Source organism: Plantactinospora solaniradicis, from assembly GCF_042658085.1.
GTDB lineage: Bacteria > Actinomycetota > Actinomycetes > Mycobacteriales > Micromonosporaceae > Plantactinospora > Plantactinospora solaniradicis.
The window spans coordinates 480,910-505,491 of sequence record NZ_JBHSPR010000037.1 but is presented as its reverse complement, the minus strand read 5'-3'; the positions used below and the strand labels follow the sequence as shown (position 1 = coordinate 505,491).

At 71.0% G+C, this 24,582-nt stretch carries 22 protein-coding genes; 12 read left to right on the top strand and 10 right to left on the bottom strand.

Going from position 1 to position 24,582, the window contains the following annotated elements; all coding sequences use genetic code 11:
* Nucleotides 1-201 precede the first annotated feature (201 nt).
* Nucleotides 202-702 (top strand): Rieske (2Fe-2S) protein, encoded by a 501-nt coding sequence (locus ACFP2T_RS33645; RefSeq protein ID WP_377428933.1) that lies wholly within the window; start codon nucleotides 202-204, stop codon nucleotides 700-702.
* Nucleotides 703-792: 90 nt separating this feature from the next.
* Complete coding sequence (gene uvrC, locus ACFP2T_RS33640) at nucleotides 793-2,730, top strand: excinuclease ABC subunit UvrC (RefSeq protein WP_377428931.1); 1,938 nt, start codon at nucleotides 793-795, stop codon at nucleotides 2,728-2,730.
* A 78-nt stretch (nucleotides 2,731-2,808) separates the two neighbouring features.
* Here uvrC and ACFP2T_RS33635 read toward each other — a convergent pair whose 3' ends face one another.
* The gene (locus tag ACFP2T_RS33635; RefSeq protein WP_377428929.1) at nucleotides 2,809-4,125 is read right to left on the bottom strand and encodes a hypothetical protein; all 1,317 of its coding nucleotides are present in this window, start codon (nucleotides 4,123-4,125) and stop codon (nucleotides 2,809-2,811) included.
* A gap of 118 nt (nucleotides 4,126-4,243) precedes the next feature.
* On the opposite strand from ACFP2T_RS33635, the gene ACFP2T_RS33630 reads away from it, so the two are divergent.
* Both ACFP2T_RS33630 and ACFP2T_RS33625 read left to right on the top strand, forming a co-directional pair.
* Complete coding sequence (locus ACFP2T_RS33630; RefSeq protein WP_377428928.1) at nucleotides 4,244-4,915, top strand: hypothetical protein; 672 nt, start codon at nucleotides 4,244-4,246, stop codon at nucleotides 4,913-4,915.
* Nucleotides 4,916-5,259: 344 nt separating this feature from the next.
* Nucleotides 5,260-5,931 carry a hypothetical protein gene (locus ACFP2T_RS33625; protein ID WP_377428926.1) on the top strand — a complete coding sequence of 224 codons (672 nt, stop codon included), beginning with the start codon at nucleotides 5,260-5,262 and terminating at the stop codon, nucleotides 5,929-5,931.
* Between the two features lie 91 nt (nucleotides 5,932-6,022).
* Here ACFP2T_RS33625 and ACFP2T_RS33620 read toward each other — a convergent pair whose 3' ends face one another.
* The 3 genes from ACFP2T_RS33620 to ACFP2T_RS33610 form a co-directional block, all read right to left on the bottom strand.
* Nucleotides 6,023-6,607 carry a DUF4760 domain-containing protein gene (locus ACFP2T_RS33620; RefSeq protein ID WP_377428924.1) on the bottom strand — a complete coding sequence of 195 codons (585 nt, stop codon included), beginning with the start codon at nucleotides 6,605-6,607 and terminating at the stop codon, nucleotides 6,023-6,025.
* A gap of 190 nt (nucleotides 6,608-6,797) precedes the next feature.
* Complete coding sequence (locus ACFP2T_RS33615) at nucleotides 6,798-8,096, bottom strand: MFS transporter (RefSeq protein ID WP_377428922.1); 1,299 nt, start codon at nucleotides 8,094-8,096, stop codon at nucleotides 6,798-6,800.
* Complete coding sequence (locus ACFP2T_RS33610) at nucleotides 8,093-8,734, bottom strand: helix-turn-helix domain-containing protein (RefSeq protein WP_377428920.1); 642 nt, start codon at nucleotides 8,732-8,734, stop codon at nucleotides 8,093-8,095. Before ACFP2T_RS33610 ends, ACFP2T_RS33615 begins: the two co-directional genes overlap by 4 nt.
* Nucleotides 8,735-8,968: 234 nt before the next feature.
* Between ACFP2T_RS33610 and rapZ the strand changes: the two genes are divergently transcribed.
* From rapZ to ACFP2T_RS33570, 8 genes are all read left to right on the top strand, one after another.
* On the top strand, nucleotides 8,969-9,901 hold the full coding sequence (rapZ, locus tag ACFP2T_RS33605) for an RNase adapter RapZ (protein ID WP_377428982.1): 933 nt from the start codon (nucleotides 8,969-8,971) through the stop codon (nucleotides 9,899-9,901).
* Nucleotides 9,898-10,863: a gluconeogenesis factor YvcK family protein gene (locus ACFP2T_RS33600; RefSeq protein WP_377428918.1), complete on the top strand. Its 966-nt coding sequence runs from the start codon at nucleotides 9,898-9,900 to the stop codon at nucleotides 10,861-10,863. The genes rapZ and ACFP2T_RS33600 overlap by 4 nt, the downstream gene beginning before the upstream one ends.
* A gap of 72 nt (nucleotides 10,864-10,935) precedes the next feature.
* Nucleotides 10,936-11,916: a DNA-binding protein WhiA gene (gene whiA, locus ACFP2T_RS33595; RefSeq protein WP_377428916.1), complete on the top strand. Its 981-nt coding sequence runs from the start codon at nucleotides 10,936-10,938 to the stop codon at nucleotides 11,914-11,916.
* Between the two features lie 357 nt (nucleotides 11,917-12,273).
* The gene (gene gap / locus ACFP2T_RS33590; protein WP_377428914.1) at nucleotides 12,274-13,278 is read left to right on the top strand and encodes a type I glyceraldehyde-3-phosphate dehydrogenase; all 1,005 of its coding nucleotides are present in this window, start codon (nucleotides 12,274-12,276) and stop codon (nucleotides 13,276-13,278) included.
* Complete coding sequence (locus ACFP2T_RS33585) at nucleotides 13,275-14,474, top strand: phosphoglycerate kinase (RefSeq protein WP_377428912.1); 1,200 nt, start codon at nucleotides 13,275-13,277, stop codon at nucleotides 14,472-14,474. Before gap ends, ACFP2T_RS33585 begins: the two co-directional genes overlap by 4 nt.
* Before the next feature lie 32 nt (nucleotides 14,475-14,506).
* A complete protein-coding gene (gene tpiA / locus ACFP2T_RS33580; RefSeq protein WP_377428980.1) occupies nucleotides 14,507-15,271 on the top strand; it encodes a triose-phosphate isomerase in 765 nt (254 codons plus the stop codon).
* Nucleotides 15,272-15,322: 51 nt separating this feature from the next.
* Nucleotides 15,323-15,577, top strand: a complete 255-nt coding sequence (secG, locus tag ACFP2T_RS33575; RefSeq protein ID WP_377428910.1) for a preprotein translocase subunit SecG — start codon at nucleotides 15,323-15,325, stop codon at nucleotides 15,575-15,577.
* A 159-nt stretch (nucleotides 15,578-15,736) separates the two neighbouring features.
* Nucleotides 15,737-16,081: an RNA polymerase-binding protein RbpA gene (locus tag ACFP2T_RS33570; RefSeq protein ID WP_377428909.1), complete on the top strand. Its 345-nt coding sequence runs from the start codon at nucleotides 15,737-15,739 to the stop codon at nucleotides 16,079-16,081.
* A gap of 4 nt (nucleotides 16,082-16,085) precedes the next feature.
* On the opposite strand, the gene pgl is transcribed toward ACFP2T_RS33570, so the two are convergent.
* From pgl to tkt, 6 genes are read right to left on the bottom strand one after another with little or no spacing between them, the layout of a single operon-like run.
* Nucleotides 16,086-16,850, bottom strand: coding sequence for a 6-phosphogluconolactonase (pgl, locus tag ACFP2T_RS33565; RefSeq protein WP_377428907.1), 765 nt, complete (start codon nucleotides 16,848-16,850; stop codon nucleotides 16,086-16,088).
* Nucleotides 16,847-17,851: a glucose-6-phosphate dehydrogenase assembly protein OpcA gene (locus tag ACFP2T_RS33560; RefSeq protein WP_377428905.1), complete on the bottom strand. Its 1,005-nt coding sequence runs from the start codon at nucleotides 17,849-17,851 to the stop codon at nucleotides 16,847-16,849. Before ACFP2T_RS33560 ends, pgl begins: the two co-directional genes overlap by 4 nt.
* 45 nt (nucleotides 17,852-17,896) lie before the next feature.
* Nucleotides 17,897-19,432 carry a glucose-6-phosphate dehydrogenase gene (gene zwf / locus ACFP2T_RS33555; RefSeq protein WP_377428903.1) on the bottom strand — a complete coding sequence of 512 codons (1,536 nt, stop codon included), beginning with the start codon at nucleotides 19,430-19,432 and terminating at the stop codon, nucleotides 17,897-17,899.
* A 32-nt stretch (nucleotides 19,433-19,464) separates the two neighbouring features.
* On the bottom strand, nucleotides 19,465-21,138 hold the full coding sequence (locus ACFP2T_RS33550) for a glucose-6-phosphate isomerase (RefSeq protein WP_377428901.1): 1,674 nt from the start codon (nucleotides 21,136-21,138) through the stop codon (nucleotides 19,465-19,467).
* Entirely contained in the window at nucleotides 21,135-22,325 is a 1,191-nt protein-coding gene (gene tal, locus ACFP2T_RS33545; protein ID WP_377428899.1) for a transaldolase, read from the bottom strand. Before tal ends, ACFP2T_RS33550 begins: the two co-directional genes overlap by 4 nt.
* Nucleotides 22,326-22,357: 32 nt before the next feature.
* Entirely contained in the window at nucleotides 22,358-24,496 is a 2,139-nt protein-coding gene (gene tkt / locus ACFP2T_RS33540; protein WP_377428897.1) for a transketolase, read from the bottom strand.
* Between the last annotated feature and the right edge of the window lie 86 nt (nucleotides 24,497-24,582).

Below are 24,582 nucleotides of genomic sequence, written 5' to 3'. Positions count from 1 at the left end.
CGGCCCCGGGCGCGGCGGCGAAGGCCGCGAAGAGCGGAAAGACCGTGGCCGCGAAGACGACACCGCCGAGGAGTGCTGCCCGGGTCCGGCGTACCGGATCGTCCTGAGGGTGGTCCAATTGAACCGGTTGGTGGATATCCCCGTGTCTTCGGTCGTGACCGCGGACGACCAGGGCACGCGGCGCCGAAAGAAAGGCTAGGTATGAGTGACGATCAGGCCGTAACCGGGCCGGGCACGCAGACCCGACGGACCTTGCTGGCGGGTGCGGGTGCGGTGGGGGTATCCGTGGTGCTCGCCGCCTGCGGCACGGGCGACGACGACGCCCTCGATGACAGCGCGGACAGCACCCCCTCGGCGGGCGGTGCCCCGGCCACCGGTGGCTCGGCGAGCGCGCCGGCCGGTGCGAACGGTGGGGGCGACGCGTTGGCCAAGAAGAGCGAGATCCCGGTCGGCGGCGGCAAGATCATCCAGGATCAGCAGATCGTGGTGACCCAGCCGAAGGAGGGCGAGTTCAAGGCCTTCAGTTCGATCTGCACTCACCAGCAGTGCCCGGTGACCAGTGTCGACGGGGGCACGATCAACTGCAGTTGCCACGGCAGCAAGTTCGCCGTCGCGGACGGATCGGTCAAGACCGGTCCGGCGAGCAAGAAGCTGGAAGAGAAGAAGATCACGGTCGACGGCGACAACATCGTCCTGGCCTGAGCCAGGGACCGTCTGGCGCGGGCGGCCTTCTGCCGCCGCGCCAGGCGGTGACGACCGATCTTGACAGGGGTACGGACTACGCTTGTCGACGTGCCCGACCCCGCTACCTACCGCCCGGCACCGGGCACGATTCCCGACGTACCCGGGGTGTACCGGTTCCGTGATCCGACCGGCCGGGTGATCTACGTCGGCAAGGCGAAGAGCCTGCGTAGCCGACTCAACTCCTACTTCGGCGACGTCTGGAACCTGCACCAGCGCACCCAGCAGATGGTCACCACCGCGGCGAGCGTGGACTGGGTCACGGTCGGCACCGAGGTCGAGGCGCTACAGCTCGAGTACCTGTGGATCAAGCAGTACGACCCCCGGTTCAACGTCCGCTACCGCGACGACAAGTCCTACCCCTACCTCGCGGTCACCCTGGACGAGGAGTTTCCCCGGCTCCAGGTGATGCGGGGAGTCAAGCGCAAGGGGGTGCGCTACTTCGGGCCGTACTCCCATGCCTGGGCGATCCGCGAGACGCTGGACCTCCTGCTCCGGGTCTTCCCGGCCCGGACCTGCTCGTCCGGGGTGTTCAAGCGGCAGGGGCAGATCGGGCGGCCGTGCCTGCTCGGCGACATCGGCAAGTGCTCGGCCCCGTGTGTCGGCCGGGCCTCCGCCGACGAGCACCGGCAGATCGTCGAGGAGTTCTGCGACTTCATGGGCGGCCGTACCGACCAGATGGTCCGCCGGCTGGAACGCGAGATGGGCGAGGCCAGCGAGCAGCTGGAGTTCGAGAAGGCCGCCCGGCTGCGCGACGACGTCGCGGCGCTGCGCCGGGCGATGGAGAAGCAGACCGTGGTCTTCGGCGACGGCACCGACGCCGACGTGGTCGCCTTCGCCGAGGACCCGCTGGAGGCGGCGGTCCAGGTCTTCCACGTCCGGGACGGACGGGTACGCGGCCAGCGGGGCTGGGTGGTGGAGAAGGTCGAGGACCTGACCACCGGAGACCTGGTGCACCACTTCTGCTCCCAGGTCTACGGCGAGGCCGAGGGGGAGGGGGACGTACCCCGGGAGTTGCTGGTGCCGGCGCTGCCGGCGGACGCGGACGCGCTGGCCGACTGGCTGTCGGCGCGCCGGGGCAGCCGGGTGACCCTGCGGGTGCCGCAGCGCGGGGACAAGAAGACGTTGTTGGAGACCGTGGCCCGGAACGCGGGCGAGTCGTTGACCCGGCACAAGCTGCGTCGGGCCGGTGACCTGACCACCCGCAGCGAAGCGCTCGACGAGATCACCGAGGCGCTCGGCCTGCGGACCGCTCCGCTGCGGATCGAATGCTACGACGTCTCCCAGATCCAGGGCACCGACGTGGTGGCCAGCATGGTCGTCTTCGAGGACGGCCTGGCCCGGAAGAGCGAATACCGGCGGTTCGCGGTACGGGGGGCCACCGACGACCTCTCGGCGCTCTCCGAGGTGCTGCGGCGGCGCTTCTCCCGTTACCTCCAGACCCGTGGCGAGACGGGTGAGCTGGGCGAGGAGATGGCCTCGGATCCGGACCGTCCCGGCATCGACCCGACCACCGGTCGGCCCCGCAAGTTCGCCTACCCGCCCCAACTGGTGGTGGTGGACGGTGGGCAACCGCAGGTCGCGGCGGCAGCGGAGGTGCTGGCCGAACTGGGCATCGACGACATCGCGCTCTGCGGGCTGGCCAAGCGGCTGGAGGAGGTGTGGCTGCCCGGCGACGAGTTCCCGATCATCCTGCCCCGGACCTCGGAAGGGCTCTACCTGCTGCAACGCGTCCGGGACGAGGCCCACCGGTTCGCCATCACCTTCCACCGGCAGCGCCGCTCCAAGCGGATGACGACGTCGGGACTGGACCAGGTCCCCGGCCTGGGCGAGGTACGCCGTAAGGCCCTGCTGCGGCACTTCGGCTCGGTCAAGCGGCTCACGGCGGCCACGGTGGAGGAGATCGCCGAGGTTCCCGGCGTCGGTCGACGTACCGCCGAGGCGATCGTCGCGGCCCTGCATCCGGCGGAGGCCCCCGAGGCGCGGTGACGCGTCAGCGGGCGGGCACCCCCGCCGGACCGGGCATCATCCCGTCGGCCTGGACCTGTTCGGGCGGTACGGAGCGGCTCAGGACGTCTCGGCGAGCGGTACGGCGAAGACGACGCGTTTGTCGATGACCGAGCCGTTCGGGTCGACGTAGTGTTCGGTCGCGGTCCAGATCCGGCCCGCCCCGATCCCGGACCCGGTCCCGCTGTGCTCGTGGTAGAGGTCCTCGCCGCCGATGCCCCAACTCCAGGTCGCCATCGTGGTGTTGGTCGGCCCGGTGAACAGGAAGCTGTGCTTGTCGGCCGAGGAGCGGCCCAGGTAGTAGACGCCGTCCCAGGTCTGCACGCCCTGGATGTTCGACTTCGGGATGGTCACCGCGTCGGCCGGTACGGCCTTGCCGCCGCTCAGCGTCAACTGTCGGGTGGACGAGTCGACCGGATAGCGGAGCACCCGGCCGCCGACGACGTTGAGGTTGGCGGTGTCGACGTTGTTGCGGTACTCGCCCGCCACCAGGGTGTCCGGGGTGGTGCTGCGGTCCAGGGTCAGCGACGAGAAGCAGAACGACGACGTCGCCGGTACGCAGGAACTCTGCACCTCCGTCTGCCGGTAGATGCCGACCTGCGGCAGCACGTACGAGTACCCGTGTCCCTTGTAGACGCCGCCGTGCAGGCCGACGAGCTGGCCGTCGGCCGCGTCCACCCAGAGGAAGTTGCGCATGTCGAAGACCCGGATCCCGACCGCGGTGTCGGTGACGTAGAGGTAGTTGCCCAGCCAGGTGATGCCGCCGGCGTGGATGCCCGCGGAACGGTAGTTGGGGGTACTCGTCCTGGTCGGCTCGACCAGCAGCACCTGGCGGTACCGGCCGGTGGCCCGGTCCACCATGGACAGCCGGGCGCCCTTGTCGTACGAGGTGCCGGCGATGGTCGCCGAGTAGTGCGAGGCGACGATCATCACCCGGTCGTCGCCCCAGAGGTGGTCGTCGTCCGCGTCCGAGGAGCCGGTGATGCCCTGCGGCAGCCAGTGCGTGGCGGAGCTGTCCTCGGCGTTCCAGCAGAACCGGTCGGACGAGCTGATGATCTGTTCGGGGGCGAGCGGAATGTCGGTCCGGGCGTAGTGCTCCGGCCGGGCGAGCAGTTGGCTGCTGTTGCAGGAGGTGACGGACCGGTTGGCGGTGTCCAGCACCGCCGCCACGTTGTCCGCGCCGATCCGGTTGGCCAGCGCGTTGGCGTAGCTGGTGAGGCTGAAGTCGGGGGTCAGGGCGAAGGCCGCGCCACTGCGGGCGGTGACCTGACTGAGCCGTACGTCGGCCGCGCTCGCGGTGGGCGGCGACGCCGCGACCCCGAGCACCAGCACCAGGATGCCCACCGAGAAGAAGGAAACTTTCCGTGGAATACGCATCGACAAAGGTTATCGCCAAAGGGTCGTCGATGGATGTGTCGATGTCATCGATCTCGCTGCGGTGGTCAGGTGGTGCTCATGGTGGTAAATGGGTCGGACATCGAGGACCATGAGGCTGGTGACCGGTCTTCGGGTGAAACGGGCGGATGTCGTCTGGCGACTGCTGGTCGCTGTCGACGTCGTTGTCGTGACGGTGTTCGCGGTCACCGCCGCCATAGAGCCGTACCACATCCTCGAAGACGAGGGCATCGAGATCCACAACTTCCAGGGCCTGCTGCCCACCATGATCGTGGTGGCGCTGCGCTGGATGGTGCTGGTCGCCGAGCGGCGCCTGTTGGCGGTGGCGCAGGGCCGCCTCGTGTTCGCCGGTCGAGTCGCCTCACTGGTCGGGTTCTACTACCTCGCACAGTGGATGTTCCACGACGCTCACCGGCGTTGGTACGAGGTGGTACTCGGTGGCACGCTCGGCTACGCACTCGTCGGCGTCGCCGGCCTCGGACTGGCCGCGCTGGTCTACCACCTGCCACGGCTCTGGTCGGTGCGGTCCACCCGGAGACCCCGGACCGATGACGGGTCGACGAGCGACGTGGCTACGACCCGCGAGAGCCCACCGGCAGGGGCTCAACGCGGCGAGCTGACCCGAGCGTCCCTGTTCGACCTCGTCGGTGTGTTCCTGGGCGTCACCGGCCTCCTCATGAGCGTGACGGACATGTCCCGCCTCGGAATAGCCGTGCTCGTCGGCGTCCTGGCCGTCGGCGGCATCGCCCTGTTCCACCGGGGCCGCGGCTGAGACAAATCACCCGACGGGCGTTGTCGGGCGGACTCCGGGCGCCCCGCCTCGCGGGTCCGGGGGCGATCCATGATCAACACGCTCCGGGGCCCGGCCGGCGGAATGTTGGCGGGGGCCCGGTCGTTACATTACCCGTACGACCGAGTACCACGGCCTGTGAGCTGGGCTGTTGGGTGGCGGGCCGGGAATGATCCAGGGCCCCCGGTCGTTACATATAGTGTTCGCCCGAGCGCCCCCCGCTCGGGCGAGCCTGTCCCCGGGGCCTTCCGGCCCTGGCGCGGACTTCTCCATTGACATCCCGCATCCCCCGTGGGGTGTTCATCCCCGAATGGAAGGCAACCATCGTGAACACGACTCTGTTCAGCCGATGGCTCCCGGCCATCGAGCAGACTTCGATCATCCGTAAGAGCGCGCTGGGCCTGGCCGGTCTGGCCTTCGTCGGCGGCGCGGTCGCCGGCCCGGCGGTAGCGGCACAGGCCGCCCCGGAGCAGGGGCAGCCGGTCTCGGTCGCCCAGGCGGTGGCCAACTCGGTCAAGGGCGACAAGGACAAGGATTCCAAGGCCAAGCCGGCCCGGGACAAGCTGGTTCCGCACGGTGTGCAGGGCGAGCAGCAGTCGATTCCGCTGTCGGGTGAGCAGTCCGACAACGTGAAGCAGATCGTGAAGGCCACGAAGAAGGCCGGTCTGGACGAGCGTGCCGCCGTGATCGCGGTCGGTACGAGCCTGCAGGAGTCGAAGTTGGAGAACCTGGGTCACCTGGGTGATCGCAACGACCACGACTCGCTGGGTCTGTTCCAGCAGCGGCCGAGTTCCGGTTGGGGCTCGCCGGATCAGATCACCGATCCGGAGTACTCGACCACCGCGTTCCTCGACGGCCTGAAGCAGGTCGACGGGTGGCACGACATGCCGCTGACGGACGCCGCGCAGAAGGTGCAGGTGTCGGCGTACCCCGACGCGTACGCGAAGTGGGAGAACCAGGCCGCTGACCTGGTCGCCAGCGCCTGGACGCACAGCTGACAACCGCATGACGGCAGCAATCCCGCTGGCCGGGTCCCCGTACCACGGGGCCCGGCCAGCGGCGTCTTCCCCTCAGGCCGGCGTCTTCTTCTCAGGCCGGCCCGACGACCCGACGCCGGTACTCGGCGGCGAGCATCTCCAGCGCCTGGTACACCTCGGCCCCGGCACGGATCCGCCGGTCCTCGATGTATCCCCGGCACAGGTCGAAGCACCTGGTCATCGTGCCGCCCCGCAGATTCAGCAGCAGCGGTACGTCGACGAGACCCCGGACGGCGAGGACGGCGAGGAACTCGTAGTAGTCGAGCAACGGGATGACGTGCCGCTCGTCGTCCGGGGCCAGGTCCGCGTCCACCGTCCGCCCCGAGGTGATCCGGCCGGCCATCCAGACGTCCGCCGTACTGAGTCGTTCCGCGCTCTGGAACGCGGTCATCAGTCCGACCGTGTGCTGCCGGCGCTGTGACTGGCGCTGCTGGAGCACGGTCACCGCTCCGAACACGACGGCGACCAGGATCGACGCGGCGGTCTCGTTGATCTCGCCACTGGTCCGCAGGAACGTGAACCCGGTCAACGCCAGCGCGGCGAGCCCGACTCCCTGCACCACGAGCCGGAGCGGCTTGCGGGACAACCGCCAACGTACCCGCTCCCGGCGCAGGGTCCGGGCCAGCTGCCCGGTCACCGTGTCGCCCCGAGCGGAACGCGCAGGTCGCAGTCCACGAGCGGGAACGTCATCCGACCGCACCTCCCACCGACCTCGGTCACGACGGCAGCCCGCGGACGGCGGCGCACCCGGCTCGTCGATTCCCGGCAGGATATCGACCTTTGTCATCCGGTGTGCGCCGGTGCCGCGCCTGCGGCGCCGGGCCGGATCACCGCTGTGGGGCGGGGACTTCGTCCGGCTCCGGCAGGTCGTGCAGCTTCGGGATCGGCGAGGGGAGCACCCAGAGCAACCCGGCGAGCGCGCCGACCGTGGCGATCCACAGTGTCGGCCGTACCCCGATCCAGGCGCCCAGTGCGCCGCCCAGCAGGGCACCCACCGGCCGGATGCCGTAGTTGACGGTGCGCTTCGCGCCGGTGACCCGGGCGAGCAGGATCTCCGGAATGACGGCGGTCTGCAGCGAGCCGACGGCGATGTCCATCACCATCACGCCGAACCCGGAGAGGAACTCGGAGACGAGGAGGGCACCCACGATCAGCGGGGTGGGGCCGTCGGCGAGCGGCACCAGCACCAGGGGAGCGGGGAACAGGACGAAGCTCAGCATCACCGTCGGGCCGATCCCGTACCGCCGGACGAGTCGGCCGGTCAGCGCGGCGCCGAGCAGCGCGCCCACCGAGCCCACGCCGATCACCAGGCCCAGCAGGCCGGGCGAGATCCGTAGTTCGGTGGTGACGTAGAGGACGAAGAGTGCGGTGAACATGTAGTTGAAGAGGTTCAGCGTGGTGGTGCCGAGCAGCACCGAGCGCAGGATCGTGGAGCGGAAGACGAACCGCAGCCCCTGGCCGATGCCGAGACCCGCACCGTCGGCGGGCGCCGGTTCCGTCGGCCGGATCCTGGCCAGAAACGCCGCCGAGACCAGGTACGACACCGCGTCGGCGACCAGCGCGACCGGCGCCGTGAGCACCTGGACGAGGAAGCCGCCGACGCTCGGCCCGGCCACGTACGACATCGCCCGGCTGCCGTTGATCAGCGCGTTGGCGTCGACGTAGTCCTTCCGGGGCACCAGCGACACGAACAGGGTGCTGTGCGCGACCTCGAACAGCACCGCGAGGGTGCCGGTCAGGAACGCCACGACGTAGAGCTGGCCCAGGGTGAGCACGTCGAAGAGGTATGCCAGCGGCACGGCGGCCAGCAGCAGCGCCCGGCCGAGGTCCGCGAGCACCATCATCCGGCGCTTGTGCGGGTAGCGGTCCATCCAGGCGCCGACGACCAGCGAGAAGAGCAGGTTCGGAATCACCGCGGCGGCGGTCAGGTAACCCATCTCGGCGGGACCGGCCCCGGTGCCGAGGACCGCCAGCAGGGGGAGGGCGAGCATCGAGATCTGGTCGCCGAACAGCGACACGGTCTGCGCCGACCAGTACCGCCGGAACGGTGCCTGCCGGAGCAGGACCGGAAGCCAGCGTCGGCCACGGTGGGCCGGGACCTCCGGTGGGGCGAGGGTGCCGGTCATCGGCCCGTACCGTCCGCCGCTGCCGGGCCCGGGCCTCCGGCCGGACCCGGCTCTCCGGCTTCGGCCGCCGGAAAGGGCGCGATGGGCACGACCAGTTGGATGACGCCGATCGCCCGGGATCCGGCGGGCCGGGTCGACGGGTCGGTCAGGCGCTCGTCGTACTCGGCGAGCAGGGCCTCGATCCGGCGGGTCAGCTCGGCCAGTTCCGCCGCCGTCACGTGCACCAGCGCGTCGCCGAAGCCGAGCACCGCCCGCCAGTCGACCGGTTCGAAGGCGCGCTGGTCCAGGTGGGCCCGGGCCCGGGCGAGGTAGTGGTCCAGGATGCCCGCGTTGAGTTCGTTGGCCGCCGCGCGTACCGCCGGGTCGTCGGAGAGGTCGTCCCAGGTGGTGGTCTGCGCGGTGGCCCGCCAGGGCCGTTCCCGCGCGTCGGCGCCCTCGGCCCGCTCGGCGAGGCCGTACTTGGCGAGCTGGCGCAGGTGGTAGGAGCAGTTCGGGACGGTCTCGTCGAGGCGCTCGGCGGCCTGGGTCGCCGTCATCGGGCCCTCCCGGCGGAGCAGCCCGACCAGCGCCATCCGCAGCGGATGCGCGTACCCCCGGAGAGCGCGCGGGTCGGTCAGCCGGATCTCTGGCTTGGTCACATCCTAAAGATATCTTTCTAGAGGTGTCTTTAGCAAATTTGGACGCGGGACCGCGAGGCCCGGCGCCCGGCCGGATTGCGACGGCCGGGTAGATTACGTCTCCAACCTCGCCGGATGGTCGACCGCTCGGGAACGTGCCCATCGGCGCGTACCGTCGATCCGGCAGGCGCGTACGGCTGGGGGTGGAGCATGAGCGGGACGCGGGTGGCGACCGACGGCTCGCCGACGGGCGAGATGCCCGAGGCGGAGCCGGGACCGGAGGGGGTACGACCGGTGCAGGTCCGGTCCGAGGCGGACCCGACCCGGTCCGACACGGCCCTGGTCGTGGTGACCGGGGTCTCCGGGGGTGGCCGCAGCACCGTCGCGCGGGCACTGGAGAACGTCGGCTTCTACGTCGTGGACAACCTCCCCCAGGCGCTCATGCTCGACATGGCGGAACTGGCCTTCCGGGCCGGTGGCGCGGCCCGGAAGACCGCGATGGTGCTCGACGTCCGCAGCCGGGCGTTCTCCACCGACCTCGCCGGGGCGATCCGGGCGCTCAAGGAACGCGGCTTCCAGCCCCGGGTGGTCTTCGTGGACGCCGACGACGAGGTGCTGATCCGGCGCTTCGAGAGCGTCCGGCGCTCGCACCCGCTCCAGGGAGACGGCCGGCTCGCCGACGGCATCGCGGTCGAGCGCGGGCTGCTCGAAGAGGCCCGCGACCTGGCCGACGTGATCATCGACACCAGCCACCTGAACGTGAACCAGCTCCGTCGCCGGGTGGAGGAACTGTTCGGTGGCGAGGACGCCCGCCGGCTGCGGGTGACCGTGCTCTCCTTCGGTTTCAAGTACGGCCTGCCGCCGGACGCGGACTTCGTGCTCGACGCCAGGTTCCTGCCCAACCCGTACTGGGTGCCGGAGCTGCGCGAGCACACCGGTCGGGACGAGGACGTCAGCCGGTACGTACTCGGGCAACGCGGCGCGGTGACCTTCGTCGAGACGTACGCCCGGTTGATCAACGCGACCGCGCCCGGTTTCGAGCGGGAGGGGAAGCGCTACCTGACCGTGGCGGTCGGCTGCACCGGCGGCAAGCACCGCAGCGTGGCGATCGCCGAGGAACTCGCCTCCCGGCTGCGGCAGGCCCGGCTCTCCGCCAACGCACAGCACCGCGACCTGGGGCGCGAGTGAGACTGCGGGTCGTCGCGTTCGGCGGCGGACACGGCCTGGCGGCGTCGCTGCGGGCGCTGCGGCACTGCGCCCCGGACCTGGACCTGGAGATCACCGCCGTGGTGACCGTCGGCGACGACGGCGGCTCCAGCGGGCGGCTCCGCGCCGATCGCGGCGCCCTGCCCCCGGGCGACCTGCGGCAGGCGCTCGCCGCGCTGGCGGCCGACCGGCCCGGTACGCGGCGCAGCGCGGAACTCTTCCAGCACCGGTTCGACAGCGGCGGCGCGGGGCGTGATCCGCTGGCCGGGCACGCCGTCGGCAACCTCGTGCTGTGCGGGCTGATGGAGCTGCTCGGCGACCCGGTGGCCGCGCTGGACCACGCCGCCGGAATGCTCGGCGCGGTCGGCCGGGTGCTGCCGATGTCCTGCCAGCCGGTGGGGATCGAGGCCCGGGTCCGCGGCGCCGACCCGCGCCGGCCCGGAGCGGTGCTGACCGTACGCGGACAACACGCGGTGGCGGTCACCGACGGCCGGGTCGAGTCGGTACGGCTCACCCCGGAGGGCCCGACCGCCTGTCCGGAGGCGGTCGCGGCGGTGCGGAACGCCGACTGGTTGATCTTCGGGCCGGGTAGCTGGTACACCAGCGTGATTCCGCACCTGCTGGTGCCGGACCTGGCCGCCGCCATCGTCGCCAGCCCGGCCCGGCGGCTGGTCACGCTCAACCTCGCCAACGAGGCGGAGACCCTCGATCTGTCGCTCGCCGACCACCTGGCGGCGCTCGGCTGGTACCTGCCGGAACTCAAGGTCGACGCGGTGGTCGCGGACGGAAAGGCGGTGGGTGACCCCGAGCCGGTGCATCGTGCGGCAGAATCGCTGGGTGCGCGGCTGGTGCTCGCCCCGGTGGCCGTACCGGACGGTGGTCCCCAGCACGATCCGGCAGCGCTGGGAGCCGCGCTGGTGCCTCTCCTGGGCGCCGATCGTTAAGCACGTACGAATCACGAAGCACGTACGAAATCACCGGCACCCGCCGGAACCGGCCCACGAGGTGACGACAAGATGGCGATGACGGCTGCGGTCAAGGACGAGCTGAGCCGGGTCGACGTGCCCAAACCCTGCTGCCGGCGGGCGGAGATGGCCGCCCTGCTGCGCTTCGCGGGCGGACTGCACATCGTCTCCGGACGGGTGGTGGTCGAGGCCGAACTCGACACCGGAGCGGTGGCCCGCCGGCTCCGCCGCGAGATCGCCGAGGTCTACGGATACTCGAGCGAAATCCACGTACTCGCCTCCGGCGGCCTGCGTAAGGGCAGCCACTACATCGTCCGGGTGGTCAAGGACGGCGAGGCGCTCGCCCGGCAGACCGGCCTGCTCGACGTACGCGGCAGGCCGGTGCGTGGCCTGCCGCCGCACGTGGTGGCGGCGAACGTCTGCTGCGCCGTGTCGGCCTGGCGGGGCGCCTTCATGGCGCACGGGTCGCTGACCGAGCCCGGCCGGTCCTGCGCGCTGGAGATCACCTGCCCGGGGCCGGAGTCCGCGCTCGCCCTGGTCGGTGCCGCCCGGCGGATCGGCATCACCGCGAAGGCCCGGGAGGTCCGCGGCGTCGACCGGGTGGTGGTCAAGGACGGCGACGCGATCGCCGCGCTGCTGACCCGGATCGGCGCGCACTCCAGCGTGCTGTCCTGGGAGGAGCGCCGGGTCCGCCGCGAGGTGCGGGCCACCGCCAACCGGCTGGCCAACTTCGACGACGCCAACCTGCGCCGTTCGGCCAGGGCCGCGGTCGCCGCCGCCGCCCGGGTGACCCGGGCACTGGAGATCCTGGCCGAGGACGCCCCCAATCATCTCACCTCGGCCGGCCGGCTGCGGCTGGAGCACCGGCAGGCGTCCCTTGAGGAGTTGGGCGCCCTGGCCGATCCGCCGCTGACCAAGGACGCCATCGCCGGACGGATCCGGCGGCTGCTGGCCCTGGCCGACAAGCGGGCCCGCGATCTCGGCATTCCGGACACCGAGGCGGCGGTGACTCCGGACATGCTCGCGGTCTGACCCGGCGGCCGGCTCGTTCCCACCTCCGGGTCGGCGTGGGCCACGCCCCGGGCGGGCTCGATCCAACCCCCAGGTCAGCTCGATCTGACCCGGTCCGTGCGGCGGATGGGTCGGATTATGCCCCGACGCAGCGCGACGTCTCGCGCTCGGATAAGGTCGCAGCGTACGGCGACGGGGCCGGAACCGGCTTCTCGCCGCGCTCTCCGCCTCGGGGCCCATCGCCTCGACGCGGTCAGGTCGGGTCGCGGCGGGGCGGCCGGGTGACATATCAGCGGCCGGCTTCAGCGGTCGGCGCACCCACTTTCGCCGCCGCCTGGCTGACAGCGGCGAACCAGAACACACGAGGAGATGGACCCAGTGACCATCCGGGTTGGCATCAACGGCTTCGGCCGGATCGGCCGCAACTTCTTCCGCGCGGTACTCGCGTCGGACGCCGACGTCGAGGTGGTCGGCGCGAACGACCTGACCGACAACGCCACGCTGGCGCACCTGGTCAAGTACGACAGCATCCTCGGCCGCCTGCCGCAGGAGGTCAAGGCGAGCGCCGACGAGATCACCGTGGGTGGGCACACCCTGAAGGTGTTCGCCGAGAAGGACCCGGGCAAGCTGCCCTGGGGTGACCTGGGTGTCGACGTGGTGATCGAGTCGACCGGCTTCTTCACCGACGCCACCAAGGCGAAGGCGCACATCGACGGCGGGGCCAAGAAGGTCATCATCTCGGCGCCGGCCAAGAACGAGGACGTCACGGTCGTGATGGGCGTCAACCACGAGTCGTACGACCCGGCGAAGCACAACATCATCTCCAACGCCTCGTGCACCACCAACTGCCTCGCCCCGATGGCGAAGGTGCTGCGGGACACGGTGGGCATCGAGAAGGGGCTGATGACCACGATCCACGCGTACACCCAGGACCAGAACCTCCAGGACGGCCCGCACAAGGACCTCCGCCGGGCCCGCGCGGCCGCGCTGAACATCGTCCCGACCTCGACCGGTGCCGCCAAGGCCATCGGCCTGGTGCTGCCCGACCTCAAGGGCAAGCTCGACGGCTTCGCCCTGCGGGTGCCGATCCCCACCGGCTCGGCGACCGACCTGACGATCGACGCCGGCCGGGACACCTCGGTGGAAGAGATCAACGCCGCGATGAAGGCCGCCGCCGAGGGCCCGCTCAAGGGCATCCTCACCTACACCGAGGACGAGATCGTCTCCAGCGACATCGTCACCGACCCGGCCTCCTGCATCTTCGATTCGGGGCTGACCAAGGTGATCGGCAACCAGGTCAAGGTCGTCGGCTGGTACGACAACGAGTGGGGCTACTCCAACCGTCTCGTCGACCTGGTCAAGCTGGTCGGTAAGTCGCTGTGAGCATCCGCAACCTCGACGATCTCCTCGCCGAGGGGGTGTCAGGTCGGCGCGTGCTGGTACGCGCCGACCTGAACGTGCCCCTCGACAAGGAGACCGGCGCGATCACTGACGACGGCCGGATCCGGGCCGTCCTGCCGACGCTGACCGCGTTGCGGGACGCCGGGGCGGCGGTCGTGGTCTGCTCCCACCTGGGGCGGCCCAAGGGTGCGCCCGACCCGAAGTACAGCCTGGCCCCGGTGGCCACCCGCCTGGGCGAGCTGCTCGGCTCCCCGGTGGCGTTCGCCGCCGACACGGTCGGCGAGTCCGCCCGCAAGACGGTCGACGGACTCGGCGACGGGCAGGTCGCCCTGCTGGAGAACCTGCGGTTCAACCCGGGCGAAACCAGCAAGGACGACGCCGAGCGGGGGGCCTTCGCCGACCAGCTCGCCGCGTTCGCGGTCGCGTACGTCGACGACGCGTTCGGCGCGGTGCACCGCAAGCACGCCAGCGTCTACGACGTACCGGCCCGGTTGCCGCACGTCGCGGGCCGGCTGGTGCTGCGCGAGGTCGAGGTACTGGCGCGGCTGCGGCACGAGCCGGACCGGCCGTACGTGGTGGTGCTCGGCGGCTCGAAGGTCTCCGACAAGCTCGCCGTGATCGAGGCGCTGCTACCCACCGTCGACAAGCTGCTGATCGGTGGCGGAATGTGCTTCACCTTCCTCCGTGCCCAGGGGCACGAGGTGGGGAAGTCGCTGCTCGAAGAGGAGATGCTCGACACCTGCCGCGACCTGCTGGAGCGCGGCGCCGGCCGGATCGTGCTGCCGGTGGACGTGGTGGCGGCGACCGAGTTCAGCGCGGACGCCGGGCACGACACGGTACCGGTCGACGAGATCCCGGCCGACCGGCTCGGCCTCGACATCGGCCCTCGGACCGTCTCCGAGTTCGCCGAGGCGATCGGCACGGCCCGTACGGTGTTCTGGAACGGCCCGATGGGCGTCTTCGAGCTGGCTCCGTTCGCCGCCGGTACCCGGGGCGTGGCCGAGGCGATCACCGGCGTGAAGGGCTTCACCGTGGTCGGTGGCGGTGACTCCGCAGCCGCCGTACGGGCGCTCGGTCTGGACGAGTCGTCGTTCGGGCACATCTCCACCGGCGGGGGAGCCTCGCTGGAATACCTGGAGGGCAAGGCCCTCCCCGGCATCCTCGCTCTGGAGCAATAGTGGCCACCCCCACGCCCGCCCGCCGGCCCCTGATGGCGGGCAACTGGAAGATGAACCTGAACCACCGGGAAGCCAACCTTCTGATCCAGAAGCTCGCCGCGAGCCTCAACGAGAAGCAGCTGACCGATGTCGAGACGGTGGTGCTGCCGCCGTTCACCGACCTGCGTACCGTGCAGACCCTGGTCGACGGCGACAAGCTGATGATCGGGTACGGCGCGCAGGACCTGTCCGCGCACAAGTCCGGTGCGTACACCGGGGAGATCTCCGGGGCGATGCTGGCCGCGCTGGGCTGCGGGTACGTGGTGGTCGGCCACTCCGAGCGGCGGGCGTACCACAACGAGGACGACGCCGTAGTCAACGCCAAGGTCAAGGCGGCGCTGGCCAACGAGCTGACCCCGATCCTCTGCGTCGGCGAGGGGCTGGACATCCGCGAGGCGGAGGGGCAGGTGGCGTACACCCGCGACCAGCTCGACGGCGCGCTGGCCGGGCTGACCGCCGAGCAGGTGCTCAAGGTGGTCGTCGCCTACGAACCGGTCTGGGCGATCGGCACCGGCAAGACCGCCACCCCGGAGAACGCCCAGGAGGTCTGCGGGGCGATTCGGGCGCGGATCGCCGAGCTGCACGGCCAGGCCACCGCCGACCAGGTTCGGGTACTTTACGGTGGGTCCGTGAAGGCGGCCAACATCGCGGCTATCATGGCGCAGCCTGACGTGGATGGCGCACTGGTCGGCGGGGCGAGCCTGGACGCCGAGGACTTCGCGCAGATCTGCCGGTTCCCGGAGCACATCGCGCGCTGACGGTCGCTATCCTTGACGGGCCCCGCGTAGCTGAGAGGACTGACCCCTACCATGCCGATCTGGTTCGCATACACGTTGATCGTGTTGCTGGTCATCACGAGCGTGCTGCTCACCTTGCTGATCCTGCTGCATCGGGGCAAGGGCGGCGGGATGTCGAGCATGTTCGGCGGAGGGGTCAGCTCCAGCCTGGCCGGCTCCTCGGTCGCCGAGAAAAATCTTGACCGATACACCGTTCTGGTGAGTCTTGTCTGGTTTGCCTGCATCGTGGGCCTGGGCCTGTGGCTGAGGCTCGCCGAGACCACCTGACAATTTGGGTCGTTTCCACCGACCCAGGGCGTACAAACTGCGCGCGGTCCGCTAACGTGGGCCGCGCGCAGTTGTCTGCGCCGCACCGTGCCATACGCCCACCGCGTCATACCGCCGCTGTCGTGGCGGACCCCCCTCTGACGAACGGAGCGAGCAGCCGTGCCAAGTGGCAGTGCCATCCGTGGCAGCCGAGTTGGTGCCGGACCAGCCCGGCCCACCGAACGATGTGAACCCGCCCCCCGACGCCCGGTCACCTACTGGTGTGCGAACGGGCACATGGTGGAGATCCTGCTGGCGGCCGAGGCGGAGCCCCCGGCCACCTGGGACTGCCCGCACTGCGGGCAGCCGGCCGGGCAGGACGTGCAGAATCCGCCGGGACGGCAGCGGGCCGAGCCCTACAAGTCGCACCTGGCCTACGTGAAGGAGCGGCGAAGCGAAGCGGACGCCGAGGCGATTCTCGCCGAGGCGCTGGCCGAGCTGCGCCAGCGCCGCGGCGAGCGCTGAGCCGTCAGCGCAGGCTACGGAACGTCGGCCGCACGTCCGCGGCCGCGGCCCGGTCCAGCAGCCACCGGGTGGCACCCACCCCGTGGACGCCGGCAGCCGGCAGTTGCACCGGCCCGGCGCCGGCCAGCGCCATCCGGACCGCAGCGGACTTGTCGGCACCGGCGGCGATCAACCACACCTCCTCGGCGCTGTTGATCGTCGGCAGGGTCAGGGTGACCCGGACCGGCGGCGGCTTGGGGCTTCCCCGGACCGCCGCCACCGCCCGCTTCTCGTAGCCGACCGGATGCTCCGGGAAGATCGAGGCGACGTGGCCGTCCTCACCCACCCCCAGCATCAGCACGTCGAAGTGGGGCAGTTCCGCCGGCCGGGCCGCCGCGACCAGCGTCTCGGCGTACCGGGCGGCGGCGGCCTCCGGGTCGGCGCCGTCCGGCCCGTCCGAGGGCGGCATCGGGTGCACCCGCGCCGCGGTCAGCGGCAGATGATCGAGCAGGGCCGCGCGGGCCTGGGTCTCGTTCCGGTCCGGATGCCCGGCCGGCAGGAAGCGTTCGTCGCCCCACCAGACGTCGACCCGGGACCAGTCGACGGCGTCGCGCGCCGGCAGGTCCCGGACCGCCCGGTAGACGGCCGCGGCGATCCGGCCGCCGGTCAGCACGATGCTCGCCTGGCCGCGCTCGGCCTGCGCGTCGATCATCTTGACGATCAACCGGGCGGCGACAGCCTGGGCGAGGAGGTCGGGGTCGGCGTGCACTACGAGGGTCGTGTCGGTCACGCGGTGGCCACTCCCTGGGCGGCGGCGGTGGACGGCTGCTTCGACGGATCCTTCCAGACGTGCACCCGCTGTGACGGCCGGGTGTCCAGGCCGGAGATCCCGGCGGCGGCACCCAGCGCGTCGGCGTAGATCTGGTCGGGGTCCAGCCGGCGCAGCTCCTCGGCCAGTTCGTCGCCGAGCGGTCGGCGGACCAGCGGCAGGTTCCGATCGGCCTGCCCGGTGCGCCGGAACGTCGCCAGGCTGTCCTCCCGGGTCAGCACCAGCTCGTCGCCGTTGGCACAGCGCAGCTCGACGGAGCGCATCCGGGGGAAATCGCTGGTGTGCTGCCACTGCGGGTTGAGCCCGAGCCGGGACTTGAGCCAGCCGATCATGAGCGCCGCGGTCGGGTCGGTGTGCGGCGCCACCACCGTCGCCGAGGTGACCCGGTTGCCCTCGGTGGTGTCGAACGCACCGGCGACCAGGGTGCGCCAGGGCGTGATCCGGGTCCAGGCCAGATCGGTGTCCCCGGGAGCGTAGTCCCGGGCCCGCTGGCGAAGCGCCTCCACCGGGTCGGTCGCCTGTGCGGCGTCGGTGATCCGGCGATCCGCGACCACCCCGAGGAAGTCGTTGGCGATCTCCGCCGGTGGCGCGCCGTGCCACCAGGTCACCACGGGTACGTCCGGCACCAGCAGCGGCATCACCACCGACTCGGCGTGCAGGGCGAGCCGACCGTACATCCGGGTCACCACCGCCTCGCCCGGACCGAGCCGACCGCCGACCACGATCTCGGCGTCGAGCCGGTTGCGGTCGCGTTCGACGTCGGAGCGGACGACGACCACCATCCGGCACGGATGCGCCGCCGAGGCGATGGTCACCGCCGCCTCGGCCTCCCGGACATGCGCCTCGTCGACCACCACGATCAGGGTGAGCGCCATCCCGCTGGCCACCCCACCCGCGCTGCGCCGTTCGGCGGCCAGCGCCTTCACCACCTCGTTACCGGTGGTGTCCCACAAGCCGATCAACGGTGCCTCCTGGTCGTCATGATTATTGTCGATCTCCCCGGAGGCTCAGGCCCGCCGCCACGACCGGCCCTCCCGGGCCAGCAGCTCGTCCGCCGCCCGTGGACCCCACTCGCCGGCCCGGTACGGCTCCGGCTTGACGCCCTCCCAGGCCTCCTCCAGCGGATCGATCACCTGCCAGCTCTGCTCGACCTCGGCGGCGTCGGGGAAGAGCGTCCGATCCCCGATCAGCACGTCCAGCACCAGCCGTTCGTACGCCTCGGGGCTGGACTCCGTGAACGCCTCGCCGTACTGGAAGTCCATCGCGATGTCCCGGACCTCCATGGTCGTACCGGGGACCTTGGAGCCGAACTTCAGCACCACGCCCTCGTCCGGCTGGACCCGGATCACGAGCTGGTTGTTGCCGAGCATCTCCATGTCGGCGGGATCGAACGGCAGGTGCGGCGCCTTCTTGAACATGATCGCGACTTCGGTCACCCGACGTGGCAGCCGCTTGCCGGCCCGGATGTAGAACGGCACCTCGGCCCAGCGCCGATTCTGGATGCCGAGCCGGACGGCCACGTACGTCTCGGTGGTCGAGTCGGTCGGCACGCCCTCCTCGTCGAGGTAGCCGACCGCCCGCTTGCCGGCGACCCAGCCGGGTAGGTACTGCCCCCGGACCGTGCCCGTGCTGACATCCTTCGGCAGGGTGATCGCGCGCAGCACCTTCAGCTTCTCGGCCCGGATCTCACTGGCGTCGAAGCTGGTCGGTTCCTCCATCGCGACCAGGGCGAGTAGCTGCAGCAGATGGTTCTGGAGCACGTCCCGGGCGGTCCCGGTGGCGTCGTAGAAGCCGGCCCGGGAGCCGATACCGACGTCCTCGGCCATGGTGATCTGCACCGAGTCGACGTACTTGGAGTTCCACAGCGGCTCGAAGAGATTGTTGGCGAACCGCAGGGCGAGGATGTTCTGGACCGTCTCCTTGCCCAGGTAGTGGTCGATCCGGAAGACGTCCTCCCGGGTGAAGACGTCGTCCACCAGGTCGTTGAGCGACTTCGCCGAGGGCAGGTCGTGCCCGAACGGCTTCTCCACCACCACCCGGCGCCAGCCGCCGGACTTGTCGTTGTCGGCCATCCCGGTCCGGGCGAGCTGCTTGAGCACGGTCGGGAACGCCGCCGGCGGGATCGAGAAGTAGAACGCGGCGTTCCCGGCGATGCCGTGGGTGTCGCGCAGCTCGTCCAGGGTGTCGGCCAGGTGGTCGAACGCGGCGTCGTCGTCGAACGCGCCGCCGACGAACTTGATGTTGCCGGCCAGCCGGGCCCAGACCTCGTCCCGCCAGGGTGTCCGGGCGTGCGCCCGGGCGGCGTCCCGGGCCAGCGACTCGAAGTCACCGTCGCCCCAGTCCCGGCGGGCAAACCCGAGCACCACGAAGCCGGGCGGCAGCAACCCGCGGTTGGCCAGGTCGTACACCGCAGGCAGCAGCTTCTTACGGGACAGGTCGCCGGTCACGCCGAAGATCACCAGCGCGCACGGCTCCGGGATCCGCGGCAACCGCCGGTCCTGCGGGTCGCGCAGCGGATTCACGGCTTCCCCTCCTTGCTTCATCCGACCTCCACTGTCAGCATGCCGGCTCGCCGTCAACTCCGCAGAGCCCGTACCGCGTCCAGCACGTGCGGCACCCCGGCGGCCCGGTCGGTGAGGTGCAGCCGCAGCACCGGACGACCCCGCTCGGCGAGCGCCTGCCGGTCACCCGCGGCCTGCGCCGCCTGCAACTGCGCGAAGGAGTACGGCTTGCCGGGCACCGGAAGGTCGTCGGTCACGTCACCGGTGATCTGCAGGAACGAGCCGAGCTGCGGACCGCCCTTGTGGTACTGGCCGGTCGAGTGCAGGAAGCGGGGCCCCCAGCCGAAGGTGACCGGCCGACCGGAGGCGGCGGCCAGTCCGGGCCGGACCTGCCCGGCCTTGGCGTCGCCGAACCGGTCCAGGTACGCCATCACGGCCAGGTAGCCGTCGTCGGCCAGCCCGTCGAGCAGCAGTCGCAGCGCGCCGGCCAGATCGCCGGGGAGCGGCGCCTCCCGCTGGCTCTCGCCCGGGAACCAGTACCCCTCGACTCCGGCGTCCACGAACGTCGGCGTCTCCACCGGCAGGCCGGTGCCGAGCAGCCGGTTGGTGTTCTCCTTGGACTCGGTGACGTTCGGCTGGTTGAACGGGTCGATCCCGAGCACCACCCCGGCGACCGCGGTGGCGTACTCCCAGGCCAGGAACTGCGCGCCCAGCGGGCCGTTCACGGCCACCTGTGCGCGGATCCCACCGCCCGGCACCGCCCCGGCCGGCAGCCCGCCGCCGTAGGTCACGGTCAGTACGTCCGGTCCGGTCGCCCCGGGGCTGCTCGGGTCCTCGATCACCACCGGCAGGATCCCGACGCCGTTCTTGCCGGTGGACTCGGCGATCAACTGCTCGGCCCAGTCGCCGAGGCCGTCGATGCCGGTGCCGTCCGAGACCAGCGCGACCTTGTCCCGCCCGTTGGTGGCCGCGGCGCCGAGCGCGGCACCGAGCGCCAGACCCGGGTTGTCCCGGTCGCCGCCGAGCGCGGCGAACAGCTCCTCGGCCTGGTCGAGCAGTTCCGCCACCTCGACCCCGGCCAGGGCCGAGGGCACCAGCCCGAACGCGGTCAGCGCGGAGTACCGCCCGCCCACCTCCGGGTCGGCGAGCACCACGAAGGCACCCATCTCGGCGGCGGTCCCGGCCAGCGGCGAGCCCGGATCGGTGACGACGACGAAGCGCCGCCCGGCCTCCGCCTCGGTCAGTCCGGAGTCGAGGAACGCCTGCCAGTACGCCCGCCGGTGGCTGTCCGTCTCCACCGTCGAACCGGACTTGCTGGCCACGACGACCACGGTCCGGTCCAGCCGGTCGTTCAGCGCCGCCCGGACCTGCCCGGGATCGGTGGTGTCCAGCACGGTCAGCGACTTGCCGAGGGTACGGGTGATCACCTCGGGCGCCAGCGAGGAGCCGCCCATTCCGGCCAGCACCACGTGGTCGAGGTCGGCGAGTTCCGCCTTCAGCTCGGCGAGCTGCGGCAGCAACTCCCGACTGCGCCGGAAGGTGTCCACCCAGCCGAGCCGGACCGCCGCCTCGGCCTGGGCGTCCGGCCCCCACAACGTCGGGTCCTTGCGCGTCAGCCGGGCCGGTACGTCGTCGGCGAGCAGCGCACCCCGGGCCGAGGCCGGAGCCTCCGCGTCGACCGTCTCCGCGCCGTAGACGGCGAGCCCGGCCGCCCCCTCACACCCGCCGTCCAAAAGGTCCTCGCTCATGCATTACCTCCTGCGCGCTGCGCCGCCGCCGCGTTGTCCTGGGCGGCGCGGCCGGGCTTTCCGGCACCCTCGGCCGCCGCCTCGAGCGACTTCCGTACGCCGTCCAGCAGTTCCAGCCAGCTGGCCTCGAACTTCTCCACACCCTCGCGTTCCAGGGTGGCGATCACGTCGTCGAAGTCGATGCCGGCAGCGGTCAGCCCGGTGAACACCTCGCGGGCCTGCGTGTACGCGCCGGTGACGGCGTCCGGGCGTACCTCGCCGTGGTCGGCGTACGCGTCGATCACCGGCTCCGGCATGGTGTTCACGGTGCCCGGCGCGATCAGCTCCTCGACGTAGATCACATCGCGGTACTCGGGGTTCTTGGTGGAGGTCGACGCCCAGAGCGGGCGCTGCGGGTGGGCGCCCGCGTCGGCCAGGGCCTGCCACCGGTCGGAGGAGAACACCTCCGAGTAGCGCTCGTACGCCAGTTGGGCGTTGGCGACCGCCGCCTTGCCCTTCAGCGCGGCGAGGTCCGGCCGGCCGGCACCGCCACCGAGCTTGTCCAGCCGCTTGTCCACCTCCGAGTCGACCCGGGAGACGAAGAAGGACGCCACGGAGGCGATCTTCGTGAGGTCGTGCCCGTTCGCCTTCGCCTGCTCCAGGCCGGCCAGGAAGGCCTCCATCACCTGCGAGTAGCGGTCCAGCCCGAAGATCAGCGTGACGTTCACGCTGATCCCCTCGGCGAGGGTGGCGGTGATGGCCGGCAGCCCGGCCTCGGTCGCCGGGATCTTGATGAACAGGTTCGGCCGGTCGACCAGCCACCACAGGGCCTTCGCCTCGGCCACGGTCTTCTCGGTCTCGTACGCCAGCCTCGGGTCCACCTCGATGGAGACCCGACCGTCGACGCCGGCACTGCTGTCGTACGCCGGGCGCATCACGTCGCAGGCCCAGCGCACGTCGTACGTGGTGAGCATCCGGACCGTCTCCTCGACGGTCACCCCGCGCATGGCGAGGTCACGGAGCTGCCAGTTGTACTCGTCGGCATCACTGAGCGCCTTGGCGAAGATCGTCGGGTTGGTGGTGACCCCGACCAGGTGCTTCTCCCGGCGCAACTGGTCCAGGTTGCCCGAACTCAGCCGTACCCTTGAAAGATCGTCGAGCCAGACCGCCACGCCTGCGGCGGTGAGCTCACCCAACCGGTCCGTCATAGTCGCTACCGCTCCCTTTAGTTGCCGGTGCTTCAGTTGCCGGTGGTCGTACCGGTGATGTCGCCGATCCGGGTCAGCGACGCGTGCGCGGCCGCCATGACCCGGTCCGGGGTGAATCCGAACTGCTCGAAGAGCACGGTGTGCGGCGCGCTCGCGCCGTAGTGCTCCAGGCTCACGGCCTCGCCGGCGTCGCCGATCAGGTCGCGCCAGGACATCGAGATGCCGGCCTCGACGCTGACCCGGGCCTTGACGTCGCGGGGCAGCACCGATTCCTGGTAGGCCGAGTCCTGCTCCCGGAACCACTCCTGGCAGGGCATCGAGACGACCCGGGTCGGGGTGCCCTCGGCCTCCAGCCGGTCCCGGGCGGTGAGGCAGAGCTGCACCTCGGAACCGGTGCCGATGAGGATCACCTGCGGCTGCGCGTTCGACGCCTCGGCCAGCACGTAACCTCCCTTGGCCGTCTGGTCGGCGCTGGCGAGTTCGCTGCGGTCCAGCGTCGGCAGCGGCTGCCGGCTCAGCGCGAGTGCGGCGGGCCGGTCGGTCTGCTCCAGCGCCCGCCGCCAGGCCCAGGCGGTCTCGTTGGCGTCCGCCGGCCGGATCACGTCGAGTCCGGGGATGGCCCGCAGCGCGGTCAGGTGCTCGACCGGCTGGTGGGTCGGACCGTCCTCGCCGAGGCCGATCGAGTCGTGCGTCCAGACGTAGACCACCGGCAGCTTCATCAGCGCGGCGAGCCGTACCGCCGGGCGCATGTAGTCGCTGAACACCAGGAAGGTGCCGCCGTACGGCCGGGTGCCGCCGTGCAGGGCGATACCGTTCAGGATCGCACCCATGGCGTGCTCGCGGATGCCGAAGTGCAGGACCCGGCCGTACTCGTTGCCCGGGAACGCCTTGGTCGCGTACTCGCTGGGGATGAAGGAGGGCTCGCCCTCCATCGTGGTGTTGTTGCTCTCGGCCAGGTCGGCGGAGCCGCCCCAGAGTTCGGGCAGTACCGGGGCGAGGGCCTGGAGCACCTTGCCGGAGGCGGCCCGGGTGGCGATCCCCTTGGCGTCGGCCGGGAACTCCGGCAGCGCGTCGGCCCAGCCGGTCGGCAGCGTACGGCTGGCCAGCCGGTCGTGCAGCGCCTTGCCCTCCGGGTTCGCCCCGGCCCAGGACTGGTACGCGGTCTCCCACTCGGCGTGCGCCGCCTGACCCCGTTCGATCACCTGCCGGGCGTGCGTCAGCACGTCGGAGTCGACCTCGAAGTGCTGCCCGGGGTCGAAGCCGAGCAGCTTCTTGGTCGCGGCCACCTCGTCGGCACCGAGCGCCGAGCCGTGGATCTTGCCGGTGTTCTGCTTCGTCGGTGCCGGCCAGCCGATGATGGTGCGCAGCGCGATGAACGAGGGCCGGCCGGTCTCCGCCTTCGCGGCCAGCAGCGCGGCGTACAACTCCTCGACGTTCTCGTGGTAGTCGCCCTGGTCCGCGTCACCGGTACGCCAGTCCACGGTCTGCACGTGCCAGCCGTACGCGGCGTACCGGGCGGACACGTCCTCGCTCTTGGCGATCCGGGTGTCGTCCTCGATCGAGATCTCGTTGTCGTCGTAGATCAGGATGAGGTTGCCGAGCTGCTGGTGTCCGGCGAGGGCGCTGGCCTCGTGGCTGATCCCCTCCTCGATGTCGCCGTCCGAGGCGATGCACCAGATGTGGTGGTCGAACGGCGAGGTGCCGGCCGGGGCGTCCGGGTCCAGCAGCCCGCGCTCCCGGCGGGCCGCCATCGCCATTCCGACGGCGTTGCCCAGCCCCTGGCCGAGCGGGCCGGTGGTGGTCTCGACTCCCCGGGTGTGACCGTGCTCGGGGTGGCCCGGGGTCAGCGAGCCCCACTGGCGCAACGACTTGAGGTCGGTCAGGCCCAGCCCGTAACCGCTGAGGTAGAGCTGGACGTAGAGGGTGAGGCTGCTATGGCCCGCGGAGAGCACGAACCGGTCCCGGCCGGTCCAGTCGGGATGGGTGGGGTCGTGCCGCATGACCCTGTTGAACAGTAGGTAGGCGGCGGGCGCGAGACTCATCGCCGTACCCGGATGGCCGTTGCCGGATTTCTCCACGGCGTCGATGGCCAGTACGCGGGCGGTGTCGACGGCACGCTGGTCGAGATCGGACCAGCTCAGCGCGTCTTGGGCGGGTCGATTTTCAGCCACGATCGTGTGCGCTCCTCAACAGATGGGCGGAACCCTCACTGATGACCCTAGCGACCCCTTCCGAAACCCAACCCCCGGATGTCGCC

Coding starts and splice junctions, on each gene's coding strand:
- ACFP2T_RS33645 (WP_377428933.1), top strand. CDS start 202: ATGAGTGACGATCAGGCCGTAACCGGGCCGGGCACGCAGACCCGACGG.
- ACFP2T_RS33635 (WP_377428929.1), bottom strand. CDS start 4,125: ATGCGTATTCCACGGAAAGTTTCCTTCTTCTCGGTGGGCATCCTGGTG.
- ACFP2T_RS33615 (WP_377428922.1), bottom strand. CDS start 8,096: ATGACCGGCACCCTCGCCCCACCGGAGGTCCCGGCCCACCGTGGCCGA.
- rapZ (WP_377428982.1), top strand. CDS start 8,969: ATGCCCGAGGCGGAGCCGGGACCGGAGGGGGTACGACCGGTGCAGGTC.
- whiA (WP_377428916.1), top strand. CDS start 10,936: ATGGCGATGACGGCTGCGGTCAAGGACGAGCTGAGCCGGGTCGACGTG.
- tpiA (WP_377428980.1), top strand. CDS start 14,507: ATGGCGGGCAACTGGAAGATGAACCTGAACCACCGGGAAGCCAACCTT.
- secG (WP_377428910.1), top strand. CDS start 15,323: ATGCCGATCTGGTTCGCATACACGTTGATCGTGTTGCTGGTCATCACG.
- zwf (WP_377428903.1), bottom strand. CDS start 19,432: ATGAAGCAAGGAGGGGAAGCCGTGAATCCGCTGCGCGACCCGCAGGAC.
- ACFP2T_RS33550 (WP_377428901.1), bottom strand. CDS start 21,138: ATGAGCGAGGACCTTTTGGACGGCGGGTGTGAGGGGGCGGCCGGGCTC.
- tal (WP_377428899.1), bottom strand. CDS start 22,325: ATGACGGACCGGTTGGGTGAGCTCACCGCCGCAGGCGTGGCGGTCTGG.